Annotated in this window: 1 protein-coding gene (only partly in view); it reads left to right on the top strand. The window is 62.5% G+C overall.

All coding sequences use genetic code 11. The features are described 5' to 3' along the window. On the top strand, positions 1-24,550 hold the 3' portion of the coding sequence (locus tag E7002_RS06290) for a BspA family leucine-rich repeat surface protein (protein WP_303728010.1). 20,981 nt of this gene lie to the left of the window's left edge; the window shows 24,550 of its 45,531 coding nt (coding positions 20,982-45,531); its start codon lies beyond the left edge, outside the window; the stop codon is at positions 24,548-24,550.

Here is a 24,550-nt window from a genome sequence, read left to right as displayed (position 1 = left end):
GACCACCGGCCCCAACGGCACGGGCACGCTGTATGCCGATGGCGACCTGGTGGGAGATAACCTGGCGTACGAGCAGGATGCAGTGGCTACGCTGTATGCCAAGTGGATTCCCACTACGTATCAGGTTGCCTTCCGCTCGGGTGCCGCGGAAGCCACGGGCACCATGGCGAACCAGTCGCACACCTACGACAGCGCCAAGGCGCTTTCCGACAACGCATTTGCCTATGCGGGCCATACCTTCGCCGGCTGGGCAATCACTCCTGGTGGCGAGGCCGTGTACACCGATGCCGCGGATGGCACCGTGGATGGCAAGATTACCGTCATGAACCTTTCCAGCGACGGCACCACGGTTACGCTTTATGCGACGTGGGTTCCCACGCAGTACACCGTGACGTTCGCTGCCGGTGACCATGGTTCCATGAGCGGATACACCGGTCCGTATTCCGTGGCTTATGGCGATGTACTTGATGGATCGCTCGTTCCCTCCACCTCGCTGGCTGCCGGATACAAGTTCTCGCATTGGGCGTACGTGATGACCGTGGATGGCACTCCCGTGAAGGTTGACATCACGCAGGATCCCACGCACGTGCACGTTTGGGGCAACACGGTGTTCACGGCCGTTTGGCTTTCCACGAGCACCTACCTGGTGCGCTACTCGCCGGGCGATCATGGCGCGTTTGGCGAAGTGGAGAACGTGACGTATTGGACGGGCGTGGCAAGTGGCGCCAGCATGAGCGACTATCCGTTCCCCGGCAATACGGACACCAGCATCTACATCGACACCATCGACACGAATCCGCGTAACTTTGGCAACCCTGCGGCCGATCCCGGCTGGAAGTTCCTGGGCTGGAAGTGGACCGTGGATGGCGTGACCTACGCCACCTACGCCAATTCCAATGGCTGGACGGTTTCCGAGCTGCCCACCACCGTTACCTCCGACCTGAACTTCTCGGCTCAGTGGGAACAGAGCCAGCAGGTGCTCACGTTCGATGCCAACGGCGGCACCGCGCTTACCTCGAACCTGTCGGCACGCGCTGTTACCACGAGCGATAGCGTAGTACTCCCCGATGCCACCGACGTTGCGCGCGCGGGTTACACGCTCGCTGGTTGGGGCTTGTCCTCTACGGGCGCAGCGGCTTACGCTCCGGGCGCAACCGCCACGTCGATCACGGGCAACATGACGTTGTACGCCATTTGGGAAGCCAACACCTACACGCTCGTGTACGACACCCAGGGCGGTAGCGTCATCGCGAACCGCACGGGCGTTGGCTGGACGCAGTCCGACCTGCTCAACGGCATTGCCGATCCCACCAAGCCTGGCTTCTCGTTCGTGGGCTGGTACGTTGGCACTTCCGAGGATTCTTCGCTGGTAAGCTCGACCACGCAGTTCTCGGCTGTGGCCAGCGGCAGCGCCAATGGTTCCATCGGCACCATCTACGCATGGTGGCGCGAGGACGTTGGCAAGATCACCTACACGGCGGTTACGCGCAATGCGACTACGGGCGCGATGACCGTTACCACCGGCGGTTACGTCAACCGCACGTCCGAGACGATCGCGGCCGTTTCCGACAACGAGGCCACGGGCTCCGCGGCGTACTCGCGCACGGGCTATAGCTTCCTGTACTGGATGGATGCCGCGGGCAATATCGTGGCAACCACTTCGTCGTTCAAGCCCACCAAGGACGCCTACGATGCTGCCAACGGCGTGTATTCGATCTGGGGCAACCCGACGGCATTCTACGCGGTCTTCACGGCGCATGACTTCACCGTGAGCTTCGACGTGAATGGCGGCACGGGCGCGCTGGACGATATCGTGTTCACCTACGATGTGCCCCAGGCCATTCCTACGGCGGCGGCTGGCGGCATCACGCGCGCGGGCTACACGTTCGGTGGTTGGACCACCGGTAGCGATGGCTCGGGTACGCTCATCACCGACGGCCAGACCGTGAAGAACCTCACAGGTGCGGCTGGCGGTAAGGTAACCCTGTACGCGTACTGGGAGGTTGCGGCATACACGCTGACCATCAACGGCAACGGCGGCACCTACAACACCGCTTCCGCCTATGGCTCCAACCTGAAGTCTGACGGCACGCTGCAGTTCCCGTTGAACGCCTTCGCCACCATGCACCTGCCGGCGGCCAATGCGTTCTTGCGCACGGGCTACGTGCTCGATGGCTGGTCGGAGCTGGCCGAGGGCGCCGTTACCTACATTCCCGGCGCAACGTACACCATGCCCACGGGCAATGCGACGCTGTACGCTCACTGGACGCCCATCACGTACACCGTGAGCTTCAGCCCGAATTCCAACGATGCGACGGGCTCCATGACCAGCGTGACCTTCACCTACGACGTGGAGCAGGCGCTTCCTGGCAATGGCTTCTCGCGCGTGGGATACGACTTTGCCGGTTGGAAGACGGCTACGGGCACCACGGTCTATGGCGACCGCGCCTCGATTGCCAACCTGACGTCCCAGGCTGGTGCCGACGTGCTGCTGTATGCGCAGTGGACGCCGGTTGGCTATTCGGTGTCGTTCGGCACGAGCGACACAGGCAAGGGCACGGTTTCCGCCGACGCGCTGACGGTGCTCTATGGCGACAAGGTGTCCACGGCTGCGGTTACCGTCAATGCGGCTCCCGATTACGCGCTCGATGTCTGGACTTACGTGATCACGCGCAACGGCGTGGAAATCGCCACGGGCGAAACGTCCAACCCCGCACAGATCGCCATCCTGGGCGACACGGTATTCACCGCCCAGTGGACCAAGGTAATTTCCGTGACGTTCCTGCCAGGCGAGCATGGCGACTGGGCGTACCGCGATGAGGGCACCTACTTCGAGAGCAAGACGGTAGGCACCGACGTGACCTTCGCGGGCCCCGTCGAGGGCGGCGCGCCGCGTTCCGTGGTGGATGCTGATGGCGTGCGCTGGACCTTCGTGGCATGGGTCGACGGCAATGGCAATACCATGACGGGCCTGGATTACACGTTCGGCGACTCGAGCGTGGTATACACGGCCCATTGGATGCGCGACATCGTCATCACGTACTCCTTCGAGGATGCCACGGGTACGGTGCAGGGCGGATGGAGCGATGCTTCCATGGCCGACGCCGAAACGCGCACCAACTACACGCAGAACGACAATCCCTACACGCTGCGCGGCACGGCCGATGTGGAGCGCGCGGGCTATCGCTTCGATGGCTGGGCACTCGACCAGGCGGGTACCGTAAGCTACGCGCCGGGCGAGGAAATCGAGCTCTTCGATGCGAACGTCACGCTCTACGCGCGCTGGACGCAGCTGCACTACACCGTGATCTACGATACGGGCGAGGGCACCTACGTTCCCACCCGCTACGACGTGACGTGGGACAGCAACGACATCGTTCCCATCGACGATCCCGAGCATGTGGGCTACTACTTCATTGGTTGGTACTACTCCAACGAGTTCGACCAGAGCGATCTGTCGAAGTATCGTGCACACGAGGGCGATAGCTTCTCTACGCTGGCCACCGCCATGGGCTATGGCTACGACGAGATCACGACCCTCATCCTGTATGCATGGTTCACGCCCGAAGAGGCCGTGCTCCATTACGCCGTGAAGGAAGGCAGCGGCACCATCGAGCCCGATTCCGAAACGGTTAACGCAGGCGACGGCAAGCCTCTGGGCGCCACGGCGAGCGCGCGTGCGGGCTACAAGTTTGCTGGTTGGCGCGATGCCTCCGGTGCTCTGGTGAGCCGCTACGAGGTGTTTGCCCCCACGAAGCATGCCGATGACGTATGGTTCACGGGTACCACCTGGTACGCGTACTTCGTGCCCATCAGCTACACCATCACCTTCAACGGCAATGGCGCCGATAGCGTGTCTGCGGGCATTCAGCCGCTCGATGCGACGTACGACGAGTCCGTTGCCCTTACGCCGGTGACGGGTGGCTTCGAGCGCGAAGGCTACACGTTCTCTGGTTGGAATACGTCGGCTTCCGGCACGGGCACCACCTATGCCGATGCCGAGACGGTCATCAACCTGGCCAACGTCGACGGCACCGTGGTTCCCCTGTATGCCATGTGGACCGAGATTGGCCACGTGGTTACCTACGATCCGAACAATACCATTCGCGGTAGCGTGAACACGCCTCCTTCCGGAGCGCTGTACAAGACGGGCGAGACGGTGACCACCGCCAGCTCGAGCGACACTACCAACCTGTGGCGCTACGGCTACGCGTTCGATGGCTGGGCGCTCACGCCCAACGGCGCGAAGGTGTATGGCTTCGGCGATACCTTCGTGATGCCCAACTACGACGTGACGCTCTATGCGCATTGGACGCCTTACACCTACACCGTGGAATTCCACGGCAACGTGTGGGATGCCTATTACGACACCTCGAGCGGCCTGCCGCAGAGCATCACCGTTTCCTACGGCGAGCAGGTGAACATCGCGAACCGCTTCAAGCGCGAGGGCAACCACTGGGTAGGCTGGATCATCGAGGGCGCTTCCGACAGCACGCTTACCAGCACCACTTCCCAGGGCTACATGGAGAACCTGAACTACCACGACGGCGCGACCGTGCACTTCTACGCGGTGTGGGAAGCCGAGCGCGTGACGGTTACGTTCGCCAGCAGCGATATGGCGAAGGGCACCATCAGCGGCAGCGATAGCCAGACCGTCTGGTATGGCGACACGGCCGATTACGACAGCGTGGTCATTACGCCCGCCAACGACTACTTCCTGGCTGGCTGGACCGTCTACTACGAGAGCCAGGGCACCACGACGAGCCGCGACCTCACGATTGAAGAGGCGAAGGCCTGGACGGTCATCGGTCCTACGGTCTTCCTGGCCAAGTGGGCTGCCGGCTACACGGTGAGCTACCGCACAGGCGATTACGGTGACTTCGAAGAGGGCGTGGAAGGCAAGAGCTACTTTGGCCACGTGCAGCCCGGCGATAAGGTCCCCACCTTCGGCGGCTATCCTGCCTCCACCGATGCCACCAAGACGTTCGGCGGTTGGGAGCTTGCCGATCAGAATGGCAACGGCACGGGCGTTATCTACAAGCAGGTCGACCTTTCCAAGGTAGATGGCCTGACGGTCGACTCCGCGCTTATCTTCATCGCGCGTTGGGTCAACCTGGACTTCAGCATCACCTTCGACGCCAATGAGCCTACGGGTGCCGATGCTCATACCGGCACGATGCCCGTTCAGGGCTTCCAGTATGGCTACGGCATGCAGCTTGCCCCGAACGCCTACGCGGTGAATGGTTATCGCTTCGATGGTTGGAACACCAAGGCCGATGGCACGGGCACCGACTACAGCGACATGCAGGCCATCACGCTGGCCAGCCCGACTGCCTCCTTCACGCTGTATGCGAAGTGGATTGCCAAGACCTACAACCTGATCGTGGATGGCGGCGACGAAACGGGTGGCACGCTCGGCGAGGGTACGGGCTTCACGCACGATACGCGTACGAGCGGCTCGGTGACGCAGGACATATACGTTGCCACCGTCACGTACGGCCAGGGCGTCACGCAGATCATCGGCGTGACCGAGAACGCCGGCTGGCGCCTGAAGGGCTGGAAGTGGACGAGCGTGAAGGATGACGGCACCACGCTTTCCGGCACCATCACCTGGAACGGCACCGATGCCGACTACGGCCTGGCGCAGCTCGTTCCCTATGGTGCGTCCACCGCGACGGCCATTTGGGAACAGCTCGTGAGCGTCGTGTACAACCCCGGCGACCATGGCGACTTCGCCACCCAGACGGTTTCCGACCAGCGCGTGGGCGCTGCGGTTCCCGCATTCACGGGTGCGATCATCACCGTTGATGGCGTGGACCTGCCCAAGGGCACGGGCACCGAGCAGTGGCTCTTCCTTGGCTGGCGCGCAGGCGACGGCACCGTCTATAGCGTGAGCGATCTTTCCACCCTGACCATTCCGGCGGGCGGCCTGGTGCTCACGGCCACGTGGACCGCGTGGTACCACACCATCACGTTCGACGGCAACAACGGCACCATCAATGGCAGCGTAACGAATCCGGTTACGCAGCGCACCGGTTCCACCGTGGTCCTGCCCGCGCCGGGCGACGCGGTGCGTGCGGGCTACGTGCTCGACGGCTGGTCGCTCACGGCGGATGGCGCGGTGGCCTATGCTGCGGGTGCTTCCATTCCGATGCCCACCGCGAACGTGACGCTGTTTGCGCACTGGGCGCAGGACGCCGTGCAGATTAACTACGGCGTGCGCACCATCGGCAGCTGGTCGTACGGCAAGCTGGAAGGTGCGGAAGGCGCCACGGGCCTTACCTGGACGGACAATACCGTTACCGACCCGCGTAACTACTACGTGCCGTCCTTCAACGACACCTACACGGTGCACCAGGGCGCAAGCCAGTGGGTGAGCTCCATCTACGGCGAGGTGCTGGTCTGGGATGCCGCCAATGGCGTGTACGTGCAGACGGGCGTTGGCTACCCGTATACCATCACGGCCACTCCGTTTACGGGTTACAAGTTCCTGTACTGGGTGGACGAGAACGGCAACGTGGTTTCTCGCAGCGCCTCCTGGCGCGTGTCGCCCAGCAGCGAGGATGCTCGTTACCATACGGCCACCTACTACGCGGTGTTCGCCGAGGAAGATAAGGTGACCTTCTCCTACGCGGTCGAGAACTCTCAGACGGCTTGGGTCAATCGTTCCACGGAAAGCATCAACCCGCTTTCCGGTTCGCCCGCGGGCAGCGAGGGACACATCTCGGCTGGCTACACCATTCTGGGTTGGTATGACGAGAACGGTACGCTCGTTTCCACCGAGCTTTCGTTCATGCCTTCGCGCAATGCGAGCACCGGCCTGTTCGAGCCGCACACCTACACGCTGAAGACCAAGCCCGCCACCGATACGGGCTACACCATCAAGCATGTGTTCCAGAATGCCGACGGTACGTTCACGTCCGCCGATGGCTTCGCTGACATGGCTGCTACCGGCACGACTGGCTGGACCGTGACCGTGGTTGCCAACGGCTCCAACTACGTGGTTGCCAACTCCGAAGACTCCACCACCTGGACGCCTTCCGGCAGCGCCACCGTGCTGTACACGCGCGATGGCTGGACGTATTCGCCCACGCTTTCCGCGTCGAGCGCTACGGGCGTCATTGCCGCCGATGGCAGCCTGGTGCTTACGCTGTATTACGTGAGCAATTCCAACCTGGTCACCATCGTGTACCAGGCAGGCGTGGGCGGCACCGTCACGCCGGGCTCCGAGACGCTCACTACGGTGAACAACGACAATGCGCAGGGCGCTACCGCCACGCCGCTTCCGGGCTACTACTTCGTGGGCTGGAAGGACGCCTCGGGCGTTACGGTGGGTTCCACGGAAACCTGGGCTCCCACGTTCAGTGGCCTTTCCATCACGCAGTGGAATCAGGTACAGGCATTCACCGCCGTCTTTGCCGAGCTGGGCGACGTGACCATCAATTACACGGCTGGCACGGGCGGTTCCGTGAGCAAGGCGAGTGAGACCGTTGCCCCGGCATCGGGCACGCCCACCGGCTCGCTGGCCACCGCCGATGAGGGCTACGAATTCCTGTACTGGATTAATGCGGCTACCAAGCAGATCGTGCTCTACGCCGATGGCAACCGTGCTCCCGAGCACATCACGCCGCAGAAGAACCCGACGACCGGCGTATTCGAAAACATCACCTACCAGGCCGTCTTCGGCGCCCTTTCCGATGTGGCCTATGCCGTCGAGCACTACAAGGTGGACGGCCAGGGCAACGTGACCGTGTATGCGACCGAGCACCTGACGGGCACGACGGGGCGCGCCGTTACCGCAACCCCGATCGATACCGCGACCGCGCTTGGTTGGGAAGGTTACGAATACGCTCCCAAGTACAAGGGCGACGGCATCGGCGAGATCGCCGAGGGCACCGTTGCGGGCGATGGCTCTACGGTGCTGCGTCTGTTCTACACCGCCACCGACATGGCCTACACCGTGGTGCGCTACCAGCTGAATGGCGATGGCACCATCACCATCCTCGATCCGCTGAATCTCACGGCGCCCACCGATAGCATCGTTACCGCTCCGACCGATGACATTCCCACCGGTTATGCGGCCGTTGCCAACGGCGGCACCATCACGGGCAAGGTTGCGGGCGTGACCACCACGTACACGGCCGACCTCACGGGCACGGTTACCGGTTTCGTGCTGAACGAAGATGGCGTGACCATCGCCCATGGCTCGAAGCTGGTGCTGGTGCAGCTCTTCACGGCCGAAGAGGTCACCTACACCATCAATTACTGGAAGATTCCCGGTCAGTATCACGACGTGGCGAACCCGTTTGCGTATGCCACGCTGGTGCAGACCGACACGCCCACGGCCCTTACGGGCGCCAGGGTAACGGCTTCGCCCATTACCATCGCTGGTTACACCTACGTGCCTCCCGAGACCAAGGAAGCCTATCCCAGCGTTATCACGGGTACGGTAGCGGGCGATGGCAGCCTGGTGCTGAACCTGTACTACGAGGCCAACACGGGCCGCAAGTTGGTTCTGGTGGTTAATCCTACCAATGCTCCTGGCGCCGAGTGGGCGAGTGGCTACGCGCACCTGGCTTCCACGAGCTATCGTAGTGACACCAAGACGTACCTGCCCACCGCTGTGAACGTGAGCTATCCCGGCTACACCTTCCTGGGTTGGGATACCAGCGAAGCTGCTACCACCGCGGTGTACAACCCGGGCGTGGAGTATACGGTAGGCACGGCCGCGGAAACGAAGCTGTACGCGGTATGGCAGGCCAATACCCAGACGCCGTATCACGTGGTGCGCTTCCAGGTGAACGGCGACGGCACCATCACGCAGCTCGATACGCTCGAGTACAAGGGCACTACGGGCACGAGCGTCACCCCGACTCCGGTTCCGCCCACGGGCTTCGAGCTGAACAGCAGCATGGAGATCACGTACAACGGCGCGACTTACAAGACGGTAGAGACGGGCACCATCGCGGGCGATGGCTCGCTCGAGCTGGTGCACGTGTTCACCGCCAAGGAAGTTGCCTACAAGATCTACGTGTACACGCTGGCTGGCGACGGCACGCTTACCAACATCAATACCATCAACACCACGGCCGCCACGGGCACGCATATCGTGGCCGACGCCGCGGCGGGTGCCGTTGCCCCTACTGGCTATGTGTACTACAACCTGACTACCAGCCTGCCCGATGGCTATGAGTACCTGGGCAACCTGGTGGCGGTAACGAGCCAGAGCGGCAGGTCGTTCACTACCGTGGCGCGCGGTACGGTTACGGGCGATGGCAGCCTGGTTCTGGAGATTTACCTGCACGCCATCGTCTACGATCTTACGTACGATCCCGGTAGCGGCACGTGGACGGGTGCGGGTGCGCGCGTGCCTGAAGTCCAGTATGGCTACACCGTGACGCCGCTCCCCGTGGCCAACGACGCCACGCGTTCCGGCTACACGTTGGTGGGCTGGACCACCACGGAATCCGCGAGCGTGACTTACACGAGCTCGAAGACGGGTTCGAGCGTGACCAAGGCGGTTACCACGAACACCGCCGTTGGCGACGAGGCCCTGGCCATCTACGCGCTGCTTTCCGGCGATGCCGCAACGTACGGCTTCTATGCGGTGGGCGGTCAGTTCACCATGCCGCATGCCGACACCACGCTCTATGCGGTCTGGATGCCCAACCTGGTCAACTACACGATTTACCGTTACGCGCTCAATGCCGAGAAGACGGGCATTGCCAGCACGCTTACGCAGGAAACGCGCCAGGCACGCGTGGACACGTGGGTAAACGCCACGAGCGCTGACACTACGTACAGTGGCTACCATTACTACGAGAACAACCTGACCGATCCGTTCACCCTGAACGTTACGCAGATTCAGGTGAACGCGGGCGGCACGGGCACGGATGCCCTGAAGCTCTTCTTCACGCAGGATGCCGATACGGCCTACACCATCATGTATTGGAAGATCACGGGCGAGGGTACGCGTGAAGCGCTGAACGTCGTCTACGATTCCGCCACGGGCACGTGGGGCAATGCGCTGGTGCGCACGGGCTACGCCGACACCACGGTGAATGTTTCCGAGGACGGCACCAATACCGCTACGTACTACTACGACAACCAGGTAGTTGCCGACGACTCCGCCACGTACGGCACGCTGGGCTACAAGTTCAGCAAGAGCTACAACGACGGCACGTATGCCACGCGCTACGAGGGCATCGTGAACGCCGCCGGCACGCTCGTGCTGAACCTGTACTACGAGGCCATGTCGCGTTCGCTCGTGTATGACCTGGGTACCGATGGCCAGTGGACCGATGGCGATAAGACGCCTACCCCCGGTCCGAACTCCGAAGCCGTGATTACGCTTGCCGGCAGCAACGACGTGTATCGCTACGGCTACACGTTCATGGGTTGGTCGCGTACCTCTGGCGCCACCACGGCCGATGGCGACTTGTTGGCCACGGGCACGCTTTCCTTCACCATGCCCACCGCCGAAACCACCACGCTCTATGCGGTGTGGGCGCCTTCCGATTCCACCTACGTCGTGGAGTACTGGAAGCTGCGCGGCGACGGTACGCTGGAGCATGTGACGTCCGAGGATGTCACGGCCACGGGCACGACGGGCACCACGGCGAACGTGAAGTCGCCCGTCGACTACACCGCGCATGTCATCGCCGGCTATGAATACGCCGCGAGCATTTCCTACAACGGCTCCACGCTGTACTCCTACGGCGAGCCGGGCAACACCGATGATGGCACCATCACCGGTCATTCTGCCAACGCCACCTCGGGCGTGCTGCACGTGAAGCTGTACTACACGGCTTCCAGTACCGCGTATACGGTGGAGCGCTGGGTCGTCACGGGCGATGGCAAGCTGCTTCCCGTGAAGGCCGACGGCACCGTTGATTACAACTGGAACGGCACCGACGACGTGAGCTCCTACTGGATGAGCCATTCCAGCTACACCGATGCCAACGCCAACGCCCAGGCGAACAACGACGCTGCCACGGTTGGCTGGGATGCCGCCACGCACACCTATTACACGGCTGACGACGTGGCTATTACGGGCTACGAGTTCGCGCCTCACGGCACCTACGTTTCGAAGGGCGACGCTGCTGAGACCAAGTACTACACCACGGCCATCGGCACCATTTCCGCCACGGGCGATCCGCTGGTGCTGAAGCTGTACTACCGCGCCATCAGCATGCGCCTGACGTTCGACAAGGGCACGGGCGAAGCGTACTCGTGGTATCCGAACGAAGATCCCTCGGGCGACCATATGGCTGGCGACTCGGTGACGCTGCCCACCGCCAACCAGACGCGTCGCACGGGCTATACGCTGCGCGGTTGGGTGGAGCTGCCCACGGCGGCCAACCCCGATGACTACACCATCCAGGTGACCTACGGTTCCGAGACGCGCACCTTCAAGGCATCCGACATCACCTCGCTCATGGGCAACTGGGCTATCGAGTTCCTGAAGCTCGTTCAGAGCGATGCGAACGGCCAGTACCTGGTGTTCACCTATGGCGGTGCTTCCGTGAACCTGCCGTACTACACGGCCGCTTCCGTGATCAGCATGCCTACGGTTCCCACTACGATGTACGCCGCATGGGAGCCCAACCAGAACACGGCATACGTGGTTGAGTACTACAAGCACAGGGGCGACGGCACGATGGTGAAGGCCGATACGCAGACGTTCTACGGTTACACCGATACCACGGCAACGTTCGACCCGAGCACTGCCGCCAACAAGTACGATGGCTACCATCAGTACTCCACCACGCCCGACGAAGAGGGCTACAAGCTGGATGCCGATGGCTACGTGCTCGACACCACGGACGCGCGCATCACCGATGGCACCAACCCGTACCAGCAGATCCTGGAGGGTAACATCTCGGCCACCACCACGCTGGCCCTGAAGCTCTTCTACGAAGCCGACCTGGTGCACTACGTAGTGCGCTGGTACAAGTGGACGGGCGCTGAAACGCTGGTTCGCGAGTACCAGGAAGTGCGCAGCGGCAAGGTGGACAGCCAGGTAGACGTGCTGCCTGGCGACAAGACGCTCACGAAGGACACCACGAAGGGCTACGACTTCACGTCGTATGCGTGGAGCTCTACCTTCACGTACACCGACGAAGATGGCGTGACGTCGAAGAACGTCCTTTCGGCCACCGTGGGCACCACGCCTCTGGGCTCCGTTACGGTGAACGGCGTGGATGTCGATTACTACACCGAGCTGGCCCTGTACTACGTCTCGCAGGAAATCACGCTTACGCTTGAGATTGGCGCGGGCAGCTGGTACAACCCGTCGTACGCTTCGCAGAACGTGCGTGCTGACTACCCGAACTACCCGCTTCCCGGATCTGACGTGCTCGAGCGCGCTGGCTACGAATTCAAGGGCTGGACGGCCGTTTCCGACTACACGTTCGCGGCCGATGCAACGAGCTATGCTGGCCAGACCTACACGGTGAATACGGCCGAGGGCAGCGTTTCCCGCGCTATCTACGAGGCCCTGAATGCCGCGGGTGCCATCATCACCGGCACCTTCAACCTGGGTACCGAGAACACGACGCTCTATGCGGTCTGGTACGCGCTCGACACCACGCCTTACACCGTGCGCCACGTGCGCATCGATGGTAACGGCAATGAGAAGACGGTCATCGTCGATACCTTCACGGGCATCACCGACGACACCGCCGTTGCGGAAGTCTACACGAGTACTTCGGGCACTACTGCCGCCAACTATCCGTCCTTCGTGGGATGGACGTACGGCGACGTGGTCACCGTTGCGGGCGTTACCAAGACCAGCGGCAATAACCAGTCTGGCACGTGGGCTCCGGGCACCGGCAAGATCGTGGCTGGCAACCCGAAGCTGATCATCACGCTGTATTACGCGCCCAACGGCTACACGTTCACGCTGGATGCGGGCACGGCCTGGCCGACGCTTCCCGCAACGTGGACCGACGGCACCACGGGCAACAAGGTCGATACCGACCATGCCACCGAATACAACGCAACGCTTCCCGGTGCTACCGCGGTCGATCGCCCTGGCTACACGCTGGTGGGCTGGACCACGGATGCCGCAGCGGCAACCGAGCGCGCGGGCCAGGCGGCGATTACCTACGCCGACGGTCTGGGCGACCTGCTGCTTGCCCCGGGTTCCACCTACAAGCTGCCCGCCAACGACGGCAACGCCATCACGCTGTATGCGGTGTACAAGCCCATCGCCGATACGCCGTACGTGGTCGAGCACTACAAGGTGGTCAAGGACGCCAATGGCAATATCATCATCACGAAGGTGAACACCGATAACCTGACCGGCACCACCGACACCACCGCTACCGCGACCGCCCACAACGTGAACACCGAAGCGGCTTGGGCTGGCTACACGCTGGTGGGGGACAATGCCTCCATCTACGGCTTCGCGGATGCCGACTTCGCTGGCTACACGGTGAAGGTGAACGGCACGGTTGATGCTTCGCCCACGGCGGCGGCGTACACCACGCACCTGTCTGGCAACATCAGCAAGGCCGAGCCCCTGGTGCTGAAGCTGTTCTACGTGGCAAACGACACCACGGCGTTCACCATCGAGCGCTGGTACCTCGATCCCACGGGCCAGTACACCACCAAGATCGGCACCGACGTCGTGGGTCAGGCTACCACCGATACTTCGATTACCCTGAATGCCGAAGGCGACATCGTGACCGGTTCTCATGCGGGCTACTCGATCACGGGCGGCTACGCGGTCATCGCCGGCTACAAGATGAAGAACGACCTGACGGTTGGCACGTACAGCACGGCCTACGCCACAGCAGCTACCACCACCGTCACCATCACGGGCAACGGCCTGGCTAAGTTCGTGCTTCTGTACACGCCTGACGTGGCCACCTTCAACGTGGAGTACTGGAAGTACACGGGCGACGGCAACATCGTTCCCCTGAATGCCTTTACCGTGAACGGCTCTACCACCAACACAATCGTCGTTTCTGGCGAGGACATCCTCACCAGCTACACGGCCATCGTGAACCGCGGTCAGAGCGAAGTCGCCGGCGAGGGCACGGGCTCGGTGTACCGCCACCTGAATTACGCGGCGGGCGAGAGCTACGCTCCCTCTGGTAGCTACACCATCGACTACAGCGCATTCACCGGTTACACGTTCAGCGCCTCCTTCAACAAGACGGGCGCGAATGGCGTGAGCAAGGCTACGGTCTTCACGGGCGTCATCGCCGCGGACGGCAGCCTGACGCTGGTCCTGGTGTACGAGGCCGACAGCCTGCAGCTCAACTTCGACCTTGGCACCTATGGCAACAAGGCCACGACCTCCACGTACGCGATGCCCTCCACCGTGAAGGCCGAGAGCACCGTGACGCTGCCCGTGGCTGCCGACGTTACGCGCGATGGCTATAGGCTGGCGGGCTGGACCACCGAGGCAACCTACACGTTCACCAGCGGCACGTATGCTGGCGAGACCCTTACTGTGGCCGACGCCAAGGGCTATCGCGCCAACGCGCTGAAGGACGCGCTCTCTGCGGCGGGCCTGCTGTACACCACCACGTTCCCCATGGGCGTGGAGGCCGACACGCTGTATGCGGTCTGGGTGACCACCAACGACACCGACTACTCCGTGGCCGTGTACCGCATCAAGGGCGACGGCACCATGGAATACACGGGCACGCAGGTCTATCACGACGGCGTGGCCGATGAGACCGTTTCCCCGGCGCAGAGCCCCGTGGGCACCTACGATGGCTCACTTACCGGCGCGAACATGGATGCCGATACCTACAAGATCATCGGCTACACTTGGGTTGCCCCCGGCACCAACGTGGGCGACTACGGCACGGGCATGCCCACCGAAACCGATGGCACCAAGATCGTGGCCGCCGATGGCTCCACCGTCCTGAACTTCATCTTCACCGCCACGCAGGTGAGCTACTACGTGGCGCGTTACCGCGTTGACGGCGACGGCAAGACCTACCTGGTGGATGCTTCCGGCAGCGACGTCATCCATAACGGCAACACCGTTACCGTGGAAGACGTTACGGCCGACCTGGATACCTACAAGGTCTACTTGATCGCCTACACCGGCTACGCCGATGCTGCCGTGAACGTGACGGCTGGTGTGGCTTGGGTGTACGACACCTCCACGAAGCCGTACACGTACAAGAGCAACGACAACCAGGACAACGTCGACGTCCAGGGCGGCACGCCCAACGCCACGTACAGCCCCACGTACGAGGGAACGACCGCAACGGGCTCCATCGAGCGTGACGCCACGTCCGTCTTCTCGCTGTTCTACGTACCCAGCACCTTCACCGTGAAGGTCATGCCGAACAACGGCACCTGGGCTACGGGTTCGGGCGCCTACGACGGCGATGGCAAGCTCTCCTTCGCCGACGATGTGTGGCAGGGCCGCCTGGCTTCCGGCACGTCGCTCGTGGTGCCCACCGCCACGCAGCTCACGCGCGCGGGCTACATGCTCGATGGCTTCACCACCGAAATCGGTGGTGACGTGGTCGTCGTGGCTGGTGGCACGTACTCCACGCCCATTGGAGCCATCACCCTGTATGCTCACTGGGCAGCGCTTCCCAGCTACTACAAGGTCAATCACGTGAAGATCCATGGCGACGGCACCACGGAAGTCGTGTGGAGCTATCGCACTACCGGCGATACGGGCACGACGGCCCAGGAGGCTGCGAAGCCCGCCAACGACACCACGGCCAACGCCAAGGACCAGGAGATCGGCACCAAGGTCTTCAACTGGAACGGCTACGACTTCCTGGCCGACACCGCTTCGTTCAGCTACAAGGACGAAAATGGCGTGCTGCATACGGTGACCACGACGCAGAACGCGGAAATCACCGCCGACGGCAGCCTGGTGCTGAACCTGTACTACACGCCGCGTAGCGATACCACGTACTTCGTGGAGCGTTGGCTGCTGAACGGCGACGGCACGCTTTCGCCGCTCGATGCCAACGGCAACGTCATGCGCGACCCGGCTACGGGCCTGCTCATCGTGACCACGCCCGAGGCTGTGGCTGCTGATCCTACGCTGTGGGAGACGTACCGCAAGCAGCATACTGGCCGCACCGACGCCATGGTCTACGCTGACGGTGTGGTGCCTTCCGATGCTAGCCAGGGCGCGGTGCCCTCCACCGAGACGCTGGGCTACAACCTGGTGAACGACGTTATCGACATCGAGGGCTACATCTACCTGGGTCATAACCAGAGCCACACCATCGAGGGCAAGACGGTTACCACGACCTCGCGCGACAACCTGAACGGCGACGGCACGCTGGTCCTGCGCCTGTTCTACTACGCCGACTCCCTCGTGCTCACCTACGAATCCGGCTCGCTTTCGCCCAATGGCACGTTCACGCAGAACCATGACGCCGACGACACCTTCGCGCTTCCCACGGACGCCACCGTGAAGCGCACGGGCTACGAGCTGGTTGGCTGGACGACGCTGCAGAGCGTGACCGTGAACGGCCAGACGATTGACGTGAACGAAGCTACCGGCAAGAACGCCTTCGACATCATCACGTACCTGAATAGCCAGAATGCGCTCATCACGGCCACGTATGGCAAGGTCTACTTCCTGGATGGCGCAACGTACCTGATGCCTACCACGAACCGCACGCTGTACGCAGTGTGGAGCCCGATCCTGATCGATTACACGGTGGTCGTGAAGAAGGTAACGGGCGAGGGCGAAGTGGTGCAGGTTTCTTCGAACGTGTATCAGACGTGGGCCGACACCATCGTCCACGCCGATAGCGCTCCCGTGAGCGGCGCCGATGCCTATGGCTACCTGAACAGCACGGGCGTAACCAGCCGCGATGGCGCAGCCGACGCTTCGCCTTCCATCGCGAACGCTATTACGGGCTACACGTACCTGGCTCACGGCCTGAATGCCTACGGCGTGGAGGGCTGGAACGTCACCATCAACGGCGGCGACGTTACCACCTACGCATGGGATTACGTGGGTTACGTAAGCGGCGGCATCACCTACACGCTGTATTACCTGGCCAACGAGGTGAAGATTACCCTGAACACCGGCGCTGGCTCCTGGGATACCACCACCGCCACGGGTGCTAGCTGGAACGGGACGAACCCGAAGACCTACCGCGTCGAGCAGGAAATTCAGCTGCCCGCTTACAATACTGTGACCCGCGCCGGCTACACGCTGGTTGGCTGGGCGCGCAGCAGCGACGGCGCTTCCGCGACGGGTCGCGCTTCGCAGACCACGGCCGCCACGCTGGCCGCTATCACGGGCGACGAATTCTACGCGGGCGGCGCGCACTGGACGCTGGTAGCCACGTGGAACGGCAGCGCATACGTATATGCCACCGACATCGCCTATCTGGTGCCTTCCGCCAATCAGACGCTCTACGCGGTCTGGCGTGCCAACGACGACACGACCTACTACGTTGACCATATCCGCTTCGACGGTAACGGTACCGAGAAGGAGACCATCACCGATGCCCTCACCGGCATCACCGACGAGGTCTACCCGCTCACGCAGTACACAAGCACCTCGGGCGTGAATTCGGCGAACTACTCCGCGTTCGTGGGCTACACCTTCAATCCGAGCTTCAGGGATGCCCTGAACGTCCTGCACACGAGCACGCTTACGCCTACTGCTACGATCACGGGCGATGGCTTGATGCGCTACACGCTGTACTATCGTGCTGACGACCTGACGCTCGAGCTTGATCCGGGTGCGGGCGCATGGGGCACTACCGACTACAGCTCGACCACGCATCAGGCAGAGGCGGGCTTCAACCTGCCCACCAACAACGACGTGACCCGCGCCGGCTACACGCTGGTTGGCTGGAGCACCGATCCTTCGGGCAAGGCCGCCATCGCCGATGCTTCCCAGAGCATCGCCGATGCCCTGGCGCTGATTACGGGTAACACGCCGCAGAACGGCGGCGCGAACTACACGCGCGTTGCCACCACGCCCGATGGCATCACCTACACGTTCTATACGCCGGGCTACACCATGCCCACCACGAGCCAGAAGCTCTACGCAGTATGGCGCGCCAATAACAACAGCCTGAACTTCGTGGCTGGCACCTACGCCACGCCCGCGGAGGGCCAGGGCACTTCGTCGCTGCACTCCACCGATTCGCAGTTCACGCTGCCCACGGGCGACGCGTTCACGCGCGGTGGCTACACGCTCGTTGGTTGGACGACGTATCCCACCTACAACGGTGAGTCGGTAAACGAGAGCACGGGCGTTGCATCGCAGAATATGGCCGACGCCATCGATGACGTAACGGGCGGCACTGCTGCTGGCGGCGCGTACTTCACCCTGGCCAATGGAACGGCCCTGTATCAGATGCCCACCAACCGCAGCGTCACGCTCTACGCGGTCTGGCGCGCTAACAGCGATACTGAGTACTACGTATATCGCTACAAGGTAACGGGCGATGGCGAGCTCATCCCCATCGACGTGAATGGCAATGAAGTGGCTGAGGGCCAGAACAAGATCACGCACGTGGGTGTTACTGACGAGCATGCCGACGCCGAGGGCAACAGCTACGTGCCCAACGCGCATGTGACCAATGACAACACGGCTGTGGCTGGTTACAGCTATCTGTCGCATGGCAACAGTGTTACCGACGCCGACAACGTGCCCCACACCACCAGCTCCTCCGGCAGCATTTCCGGCGACCCCGCCAATCCGCTGAAGATGTACCTGTACTACGAGGCGAACGAGAATACGCTCAGGCTGGTCCTGGGTGGCACGACCGACGCTCCCGCCAGCTGGAAGTCTGGCAGCGAGGGCAAGGCCGTCACTACGCATACCACGCAGAGCACCACGGTGCTTCCTACCAATGCCGACGTCCTGCGTCCCGGCTACACGCTGGTTGGCTGGGCAACCGATGCGGCTGGATCCACGGCCGAGGGCCTGGCTTCCCAGGAAACCGCCAACCGCCTCGCCTCTGCCACGGGCAATGACTTCGCTCATGGCGGAGCGAACTGGACGCTCGTTGCCACGTGGGACCCCGTGAGCAAGCAGTACGTCTACGTGGGTGTCAACGACGTCAAGTACCTGATGCCCACGCTTTCCGAGCGCGTGCTCTATGCGGTCTGGCGTGCGAATGATGATTCGCCCTACACCGTGAATCGCTATTACGTCGACGGCAACGGCGTGGTGCATCCCATTGAGACGCTGACGCATACCGGCGTGACGGGCGAGGTGGCCATCGCCGACGTTGCCACGCTCGACCCGACTAAGCCGTGGTACACGCAGGATAACGACAGCATCACCGGCTACGAGTACCTGACCAATGGCATGTCGCGCACGGTGTCTCATACCGACGATTCCGTAACCACGGCTGTCGACACTACGGTAACCACCACGTCGCGTCTGAAGATCAAGCTGGCCGCCGATGGCAGCATCCTCACGGTGCTCGACCTGTACTACGTGCCCGTCACCAAGACGATCACGTTCGACAAGGGCAACGGCACCTGGGCTGCGGGCGGCGACAAGAGCGGCACCTACGGCACCGACGAGGAATTCCTCACGCCTGGCGCTGATGCCATCAGCCGCGAGGGCTATGAATTCATCGGCTGGTCCGCCGAGCCCACGGTAACGCCTGCGGGCGGAAGCCCGATCTACGTGCATACCAGCACGGGCGACGACTCGCGCACGGCCGCCGACCTGGCAGTCGGCCTGGTCTACGATGCCGCAAAGGCTGCCGAGTTCGGCGTGGCCTACACTGCGAAGGGCGGCGCCTACCTGGTGCCCACCACCAACCAGAACATCACACTGTACGCAGTGTGGAAGGCCATCGTGAACACCATTACCTATGAGGGTGGTTCTGGTACGTGGGCCAGCGGCGTTGAGACCAGCGTCCAGCATTCCACCGACGACGTGTACAACCTGCCCACGGGCAGCGATATCACGCGCGAGGGCTACACGCTCGTTGGCTGGACGACCGAACCTACCGTGACGCCTGCTGGCGGCACCCCCATTTCCGTGAACACCAGTACGGGTGAGGATTCTCGCACGGCGGCAACGCTCGCTCAGAACCTGAATTCCGACGCCACGTTGATCCCGGACTTCGGGGCTCGTGGCAAGGCCTTCACCGCTGCGGGTGCGGCATTCTCGACGCCTACGAACAATAACGTTACGCTCTACGCCGTCTGGCGCGCCAATGACGTTACCTATACCGTTGAGTACTGGGTTGTTCTGGAAGATGGCACCGCTATCCAGATGAAGATCGGCCCGGACGGCAAGACCCCCGTGGTCGACCGCGATGCCAATGGCCTGATCGTCGTCACGCATTCCGGCACGTACGCTACCGACAATCGCGTAACGTACACGCAGGGCGTGCCCCACGAGACGGCGAAGGCTGACTTCACTGGCACGGATACCCTGCCTTACACCAACAACGACATCAAGACGGTTGCTGGTTACCAGTACATCGTCCACAACGATAGCTACAAGGGCTACACCACCGTGGCTCAGGGCGAGATCCTGGCCGACGGCAGCCTGCGCCTGATTCTCTACTACAAGCCGGCTATGCAGGATGACGGCACCTTCACCAACGAGCTCGAGCTGGTTGGCGGTAGCGATTCCAGCTGGGCTGGCAGCAAGACCTATCATTACTCCAGTGACTCCTCGCATGTGCTGCCCAACGGCACGGGCGCCGACGCCATTACGCGTGACGGCTACACGCTGGTTGGCTGGACCACGCAGCCCACGGTGAACGTTTCCGGTTCTGCAGTTTCGGTTACCGAGTCCACGGGCTGGGCAAGCCGCTCCGCCGCAGCAATCGCCGCCGCGCTCACCGGCCGCGCAAGCGACACGGGCGCCGTGTTCACCGCAGCCAACGGCACGTACGTGATGCCCACCAACGCCAAGGTCACCCTGTACGCCGTATGGCAGGCCAACACCGACACGCCGTACTATGTGGAGCGCTGGATCATCACGGGCGACGGCGTGGCCATCCCCCTGAAGCAGGACGGCACCATCGACCGCGACGCTTCCAAGAACGTCGTTTCCCACGATGCCGCTTGGGCGGTTACGCAGCGCCTTGCCTACACCGGTACCACCGATGAGGAAGCCTGGGCCGACGCTCTCGATTCTTCGGTCACGTATCGCCATGCCGACAACCTGGCCGTTGAGGGTTACACCTACGTGACGCGCGGCAATAGCTACCTGGGCTACACCACGGTGGCTCGCCATAACCTGGACGGCGATGGCAACATGGTCCTGGTGCTCTACTACATGCCCGTTTCCGTTTCCGTGACGCTCGTCGAGGGCAGCGGTTCGTGGAGCCCCTCCACCGACACGTGGTCCGGCACCTACAAGACCGACCAGACCTTCAACCTGCCCAGCAACAGCGATATGACGCGTACCGGCTACACGCTGGTGGGCTGGACCACCATTCCCACGCAGGGTGGCGTGAATGTGGGCACGAGCCAGGGCATTCCGTCGCGTACGGCTGCCGATGCCGCTGCGGCCCTGGCGGGCAACATCGCCACCACCACGGGCGCCGAATTCATCGCCGCAGGCGGCACGTACACGGTGCCCAGCGCATCGCCCGTTACCCTGTACGCGGTGTGGAAGGCCAACAATGATACTCCGTACTACGTGGAGCGCTGGGTCATCACTGGTGATGGCGTGGCCATCGCCCTGAACCAGGACGGCACGGTTCCCTATGGCACCGACGGTAATCCCGTGGCACATGACGAAGGCTCCGCGTGGGTCGTCGCGAATCGCCTTGCCTATGCGGGCATCACCGACGAAGAGGCATGGGCCGACGAGCTCGATGCTGCGACCACGTATCGTCACGCTGACAACATTGCCGTTGCAGGCTATAGCTTCATCGCCAACGGTTCCGCCTTCACCGCTCCCGGCGGCAAGGTATACGCATCGTTTACGCGTGACGATATCGCCCCCGATGGCACCTTGGTGCTGAAGCTGTACTACGCGTACGGCAACCTGACCACGTACGAAGTGAAGCATTGGCGTATCACCGGCGACGGCACCATCAAGGAACTCATTACCGACGCCGACATCCAGGGCGTTGACGCAACCGTGGGCGCGTCCGACACCACGCATACTGCGACGGTCCTTTCCGACGATGAGAACGAATCGCGTTCTGGCTACGCGTACAACGAGAACTTCATTGGATACGAGTTCGTGGGTACCGCCGTTGACGCGGAGGGCAATGTGTACACGAGCGTCACGAGTGGCAATATCGCCCACGACGGCAGCCTGGTGCTGAACCTGTACTACAGGGCCAAGACCACCATCGAGCTCATTCTCGATCCGGGCGCCGGCACGTGGGTCAACCACAACGCCGATGCCGATGGCGTCGAGCAGGCCGATGGCACGAAGAAGAGCAACCATTCCAGCGAGTCTTCCTTCCGCCTGCCGGGTGTGAACGATGTCCATCGCGATGGCTACTACTTCATCGGCTGGTCCAACGTACCCGATGGCTCGCGTACGGTTGGCAACATCTCGCAGACCACGGCTGATGGCCTGGATGATGCGGCTGACAACTTCCATGGCGCGGGCATCGATACGAAGACCGGCATGGGCGGCTCTTCCACGAACGGCACCTGGCTGATCGTCTTCGCCGACAGCAGCGCCGAGGGCGGTTACACCTACACCAACCCGACGCTGTACTTCATCTCGCCCGATGGCATGTTCCTGATGCCCACTACCTCCACCGTGCTCTATGCGGTGTGGGCGGCGCGCAACGACGTGAATTACGAGGTGAGCCACTACCTGGTAGACGTGAACGGCATCGCCCATGAGGTCATTGCCGACCAGGAGCATCCGAACCCGGCGGCCAACGCGACCACCGATGAAGAGGTTTCCAGCACGGCGAAGCCCGACGGCTACTATCCTGGCTACACCTACGTGCCTGGCTACGCTACGCCGGTCCTGGACGAAGATGGCAAGCAGAAGCTTGACGAGTACGGCAACCCGATCTTCACGTTCGTGGTTGACGCCGATGGCAACAACGTGGGCATGGGCCTCGAGGCTGCGAACCTGAATGGCGACGGCAGCACGCACCTGCGCTTCTTCTACGTGGCCAATAGCGATACCAAGTACTACGTGGAGCGCTGGGTCATCGACGGCGACGGCAATCTGGTTCCCGTGGCGGCCGACGGCACCATTCCGCATGACGAGAACGGCGCAATCATCATCAACGACGAGGCGTGGGCGGAAACGCAGCGCATCGAGCATGAGGGCACCACCGACGATGAGGCGTGGGCCGACGAAGACGTCGAAGGCTATACGTATCGCAATGCCGACAACGTGGATATCCCGGGTTACGAATACGTGCCCCATGGTCAGGTGGTCACCGATGCCGAGGGCAACGAGTACGTGACCGTGGCACGCGCGATCATCGCCGGCGACGGCACCATGGTGCTGCGCCTGTACTACAAGGCCATCAGCAACGAATTCATCCTCGACCCGAACAAGGGCATCTGGACCGATCCCGATGCCGAGCCCGCCGAGGAGGAAGAGCCTCCCGCCGACGAGACTATCGAGGAGAAGGCGGCTCGCGAAGAGGCTGCGGCCATCGCCAAGGCTGGCGGCACGGTACCCATCGATAGCGACTATCGCAAGCCCATCGTGACCAACCCCGACACCGACAGCGTCATCGAGCTGCCCACGGCCGACGATATCTCGCGCAATGGCTACACGCTGACCGGCTGGGAAGACGCGGATGGCAGGATTTGGGATCCGGGCTACCTGTACACGATTCCCGCCAACGGCGGCACGCTCACGGCGGTCTGGACGCCCATTACGTACCACATCACCTTCGACCCGAACGATCCGGTTGCCCAGGGCAAGATGGACGACATCGAGTACACGTATGGCGAGGAAGACTTCAAGCTTCCCGAAGAGGGCTTCACGCGCCGCAACGGCACGTTCCTGGGCTGGGCGCTGCATGAAGGTGCTACGGTGCCCGACTTTACGCCCGAGCAGCTCATGGAGGCTCTGCTTGAGGCCCAGAAGTCTGGCAAACTGCCCTCCGACGCCAGCATCGACGACCCGAACACGGCGATGTTCCTGCTTGCCGCGATGGCCGGTACCGGTACGGACATCACGCTCTATGGCGTGTGGGATGTGGAAACGCATACCGCCGAGCTAGGTGGCGGCACCGTTGTCATCACGGGCTACGACGACGATGGCAACCCGATTTACCAGGGCACCTACGATGGCGGCACCGTCACGCTGCATACGCACGAAACCGAGCCCGGCTTCACGCTCTCGCGCGATGACGTGACGATCGACGTCCACGACGGCTGGTACCTGAAGGGCTGGTACGTCACGCAGAACGGCGTGACCACCTACTACGAGGATCCCGATGCGATCTTCAACATCACCATGGATGCCGACACCATCTTCGAGCCGGTGTTTGGCAATTACGCGGCGGAGGCCGGCTACGCGGGCTACGGCTACGGCTACGGCGACGTGCTTCCGCGCACGGGCGATGCTGATTTCGCTTGGCTGATTATCCTGATGGCGACCGCGCTGGCGCTGCTGTGCATCGCGCGTCGCAAGATCACCCAAAGGGATGGGTGA

Origin of the sequence: Denitrobacterium detoxificans, from assembly GCF_015062615.1 — a bacterium.
GTDB lineage: Bacteria > Actinomycetota > Coriobacteriia > Coriobacteriales > Eggerthellaceae > Denitrobacterium > Denitrobacterium detoxificans_A.
This window is presented reverse-complemented; position numbering and strand designations above follow the sequence as displayed.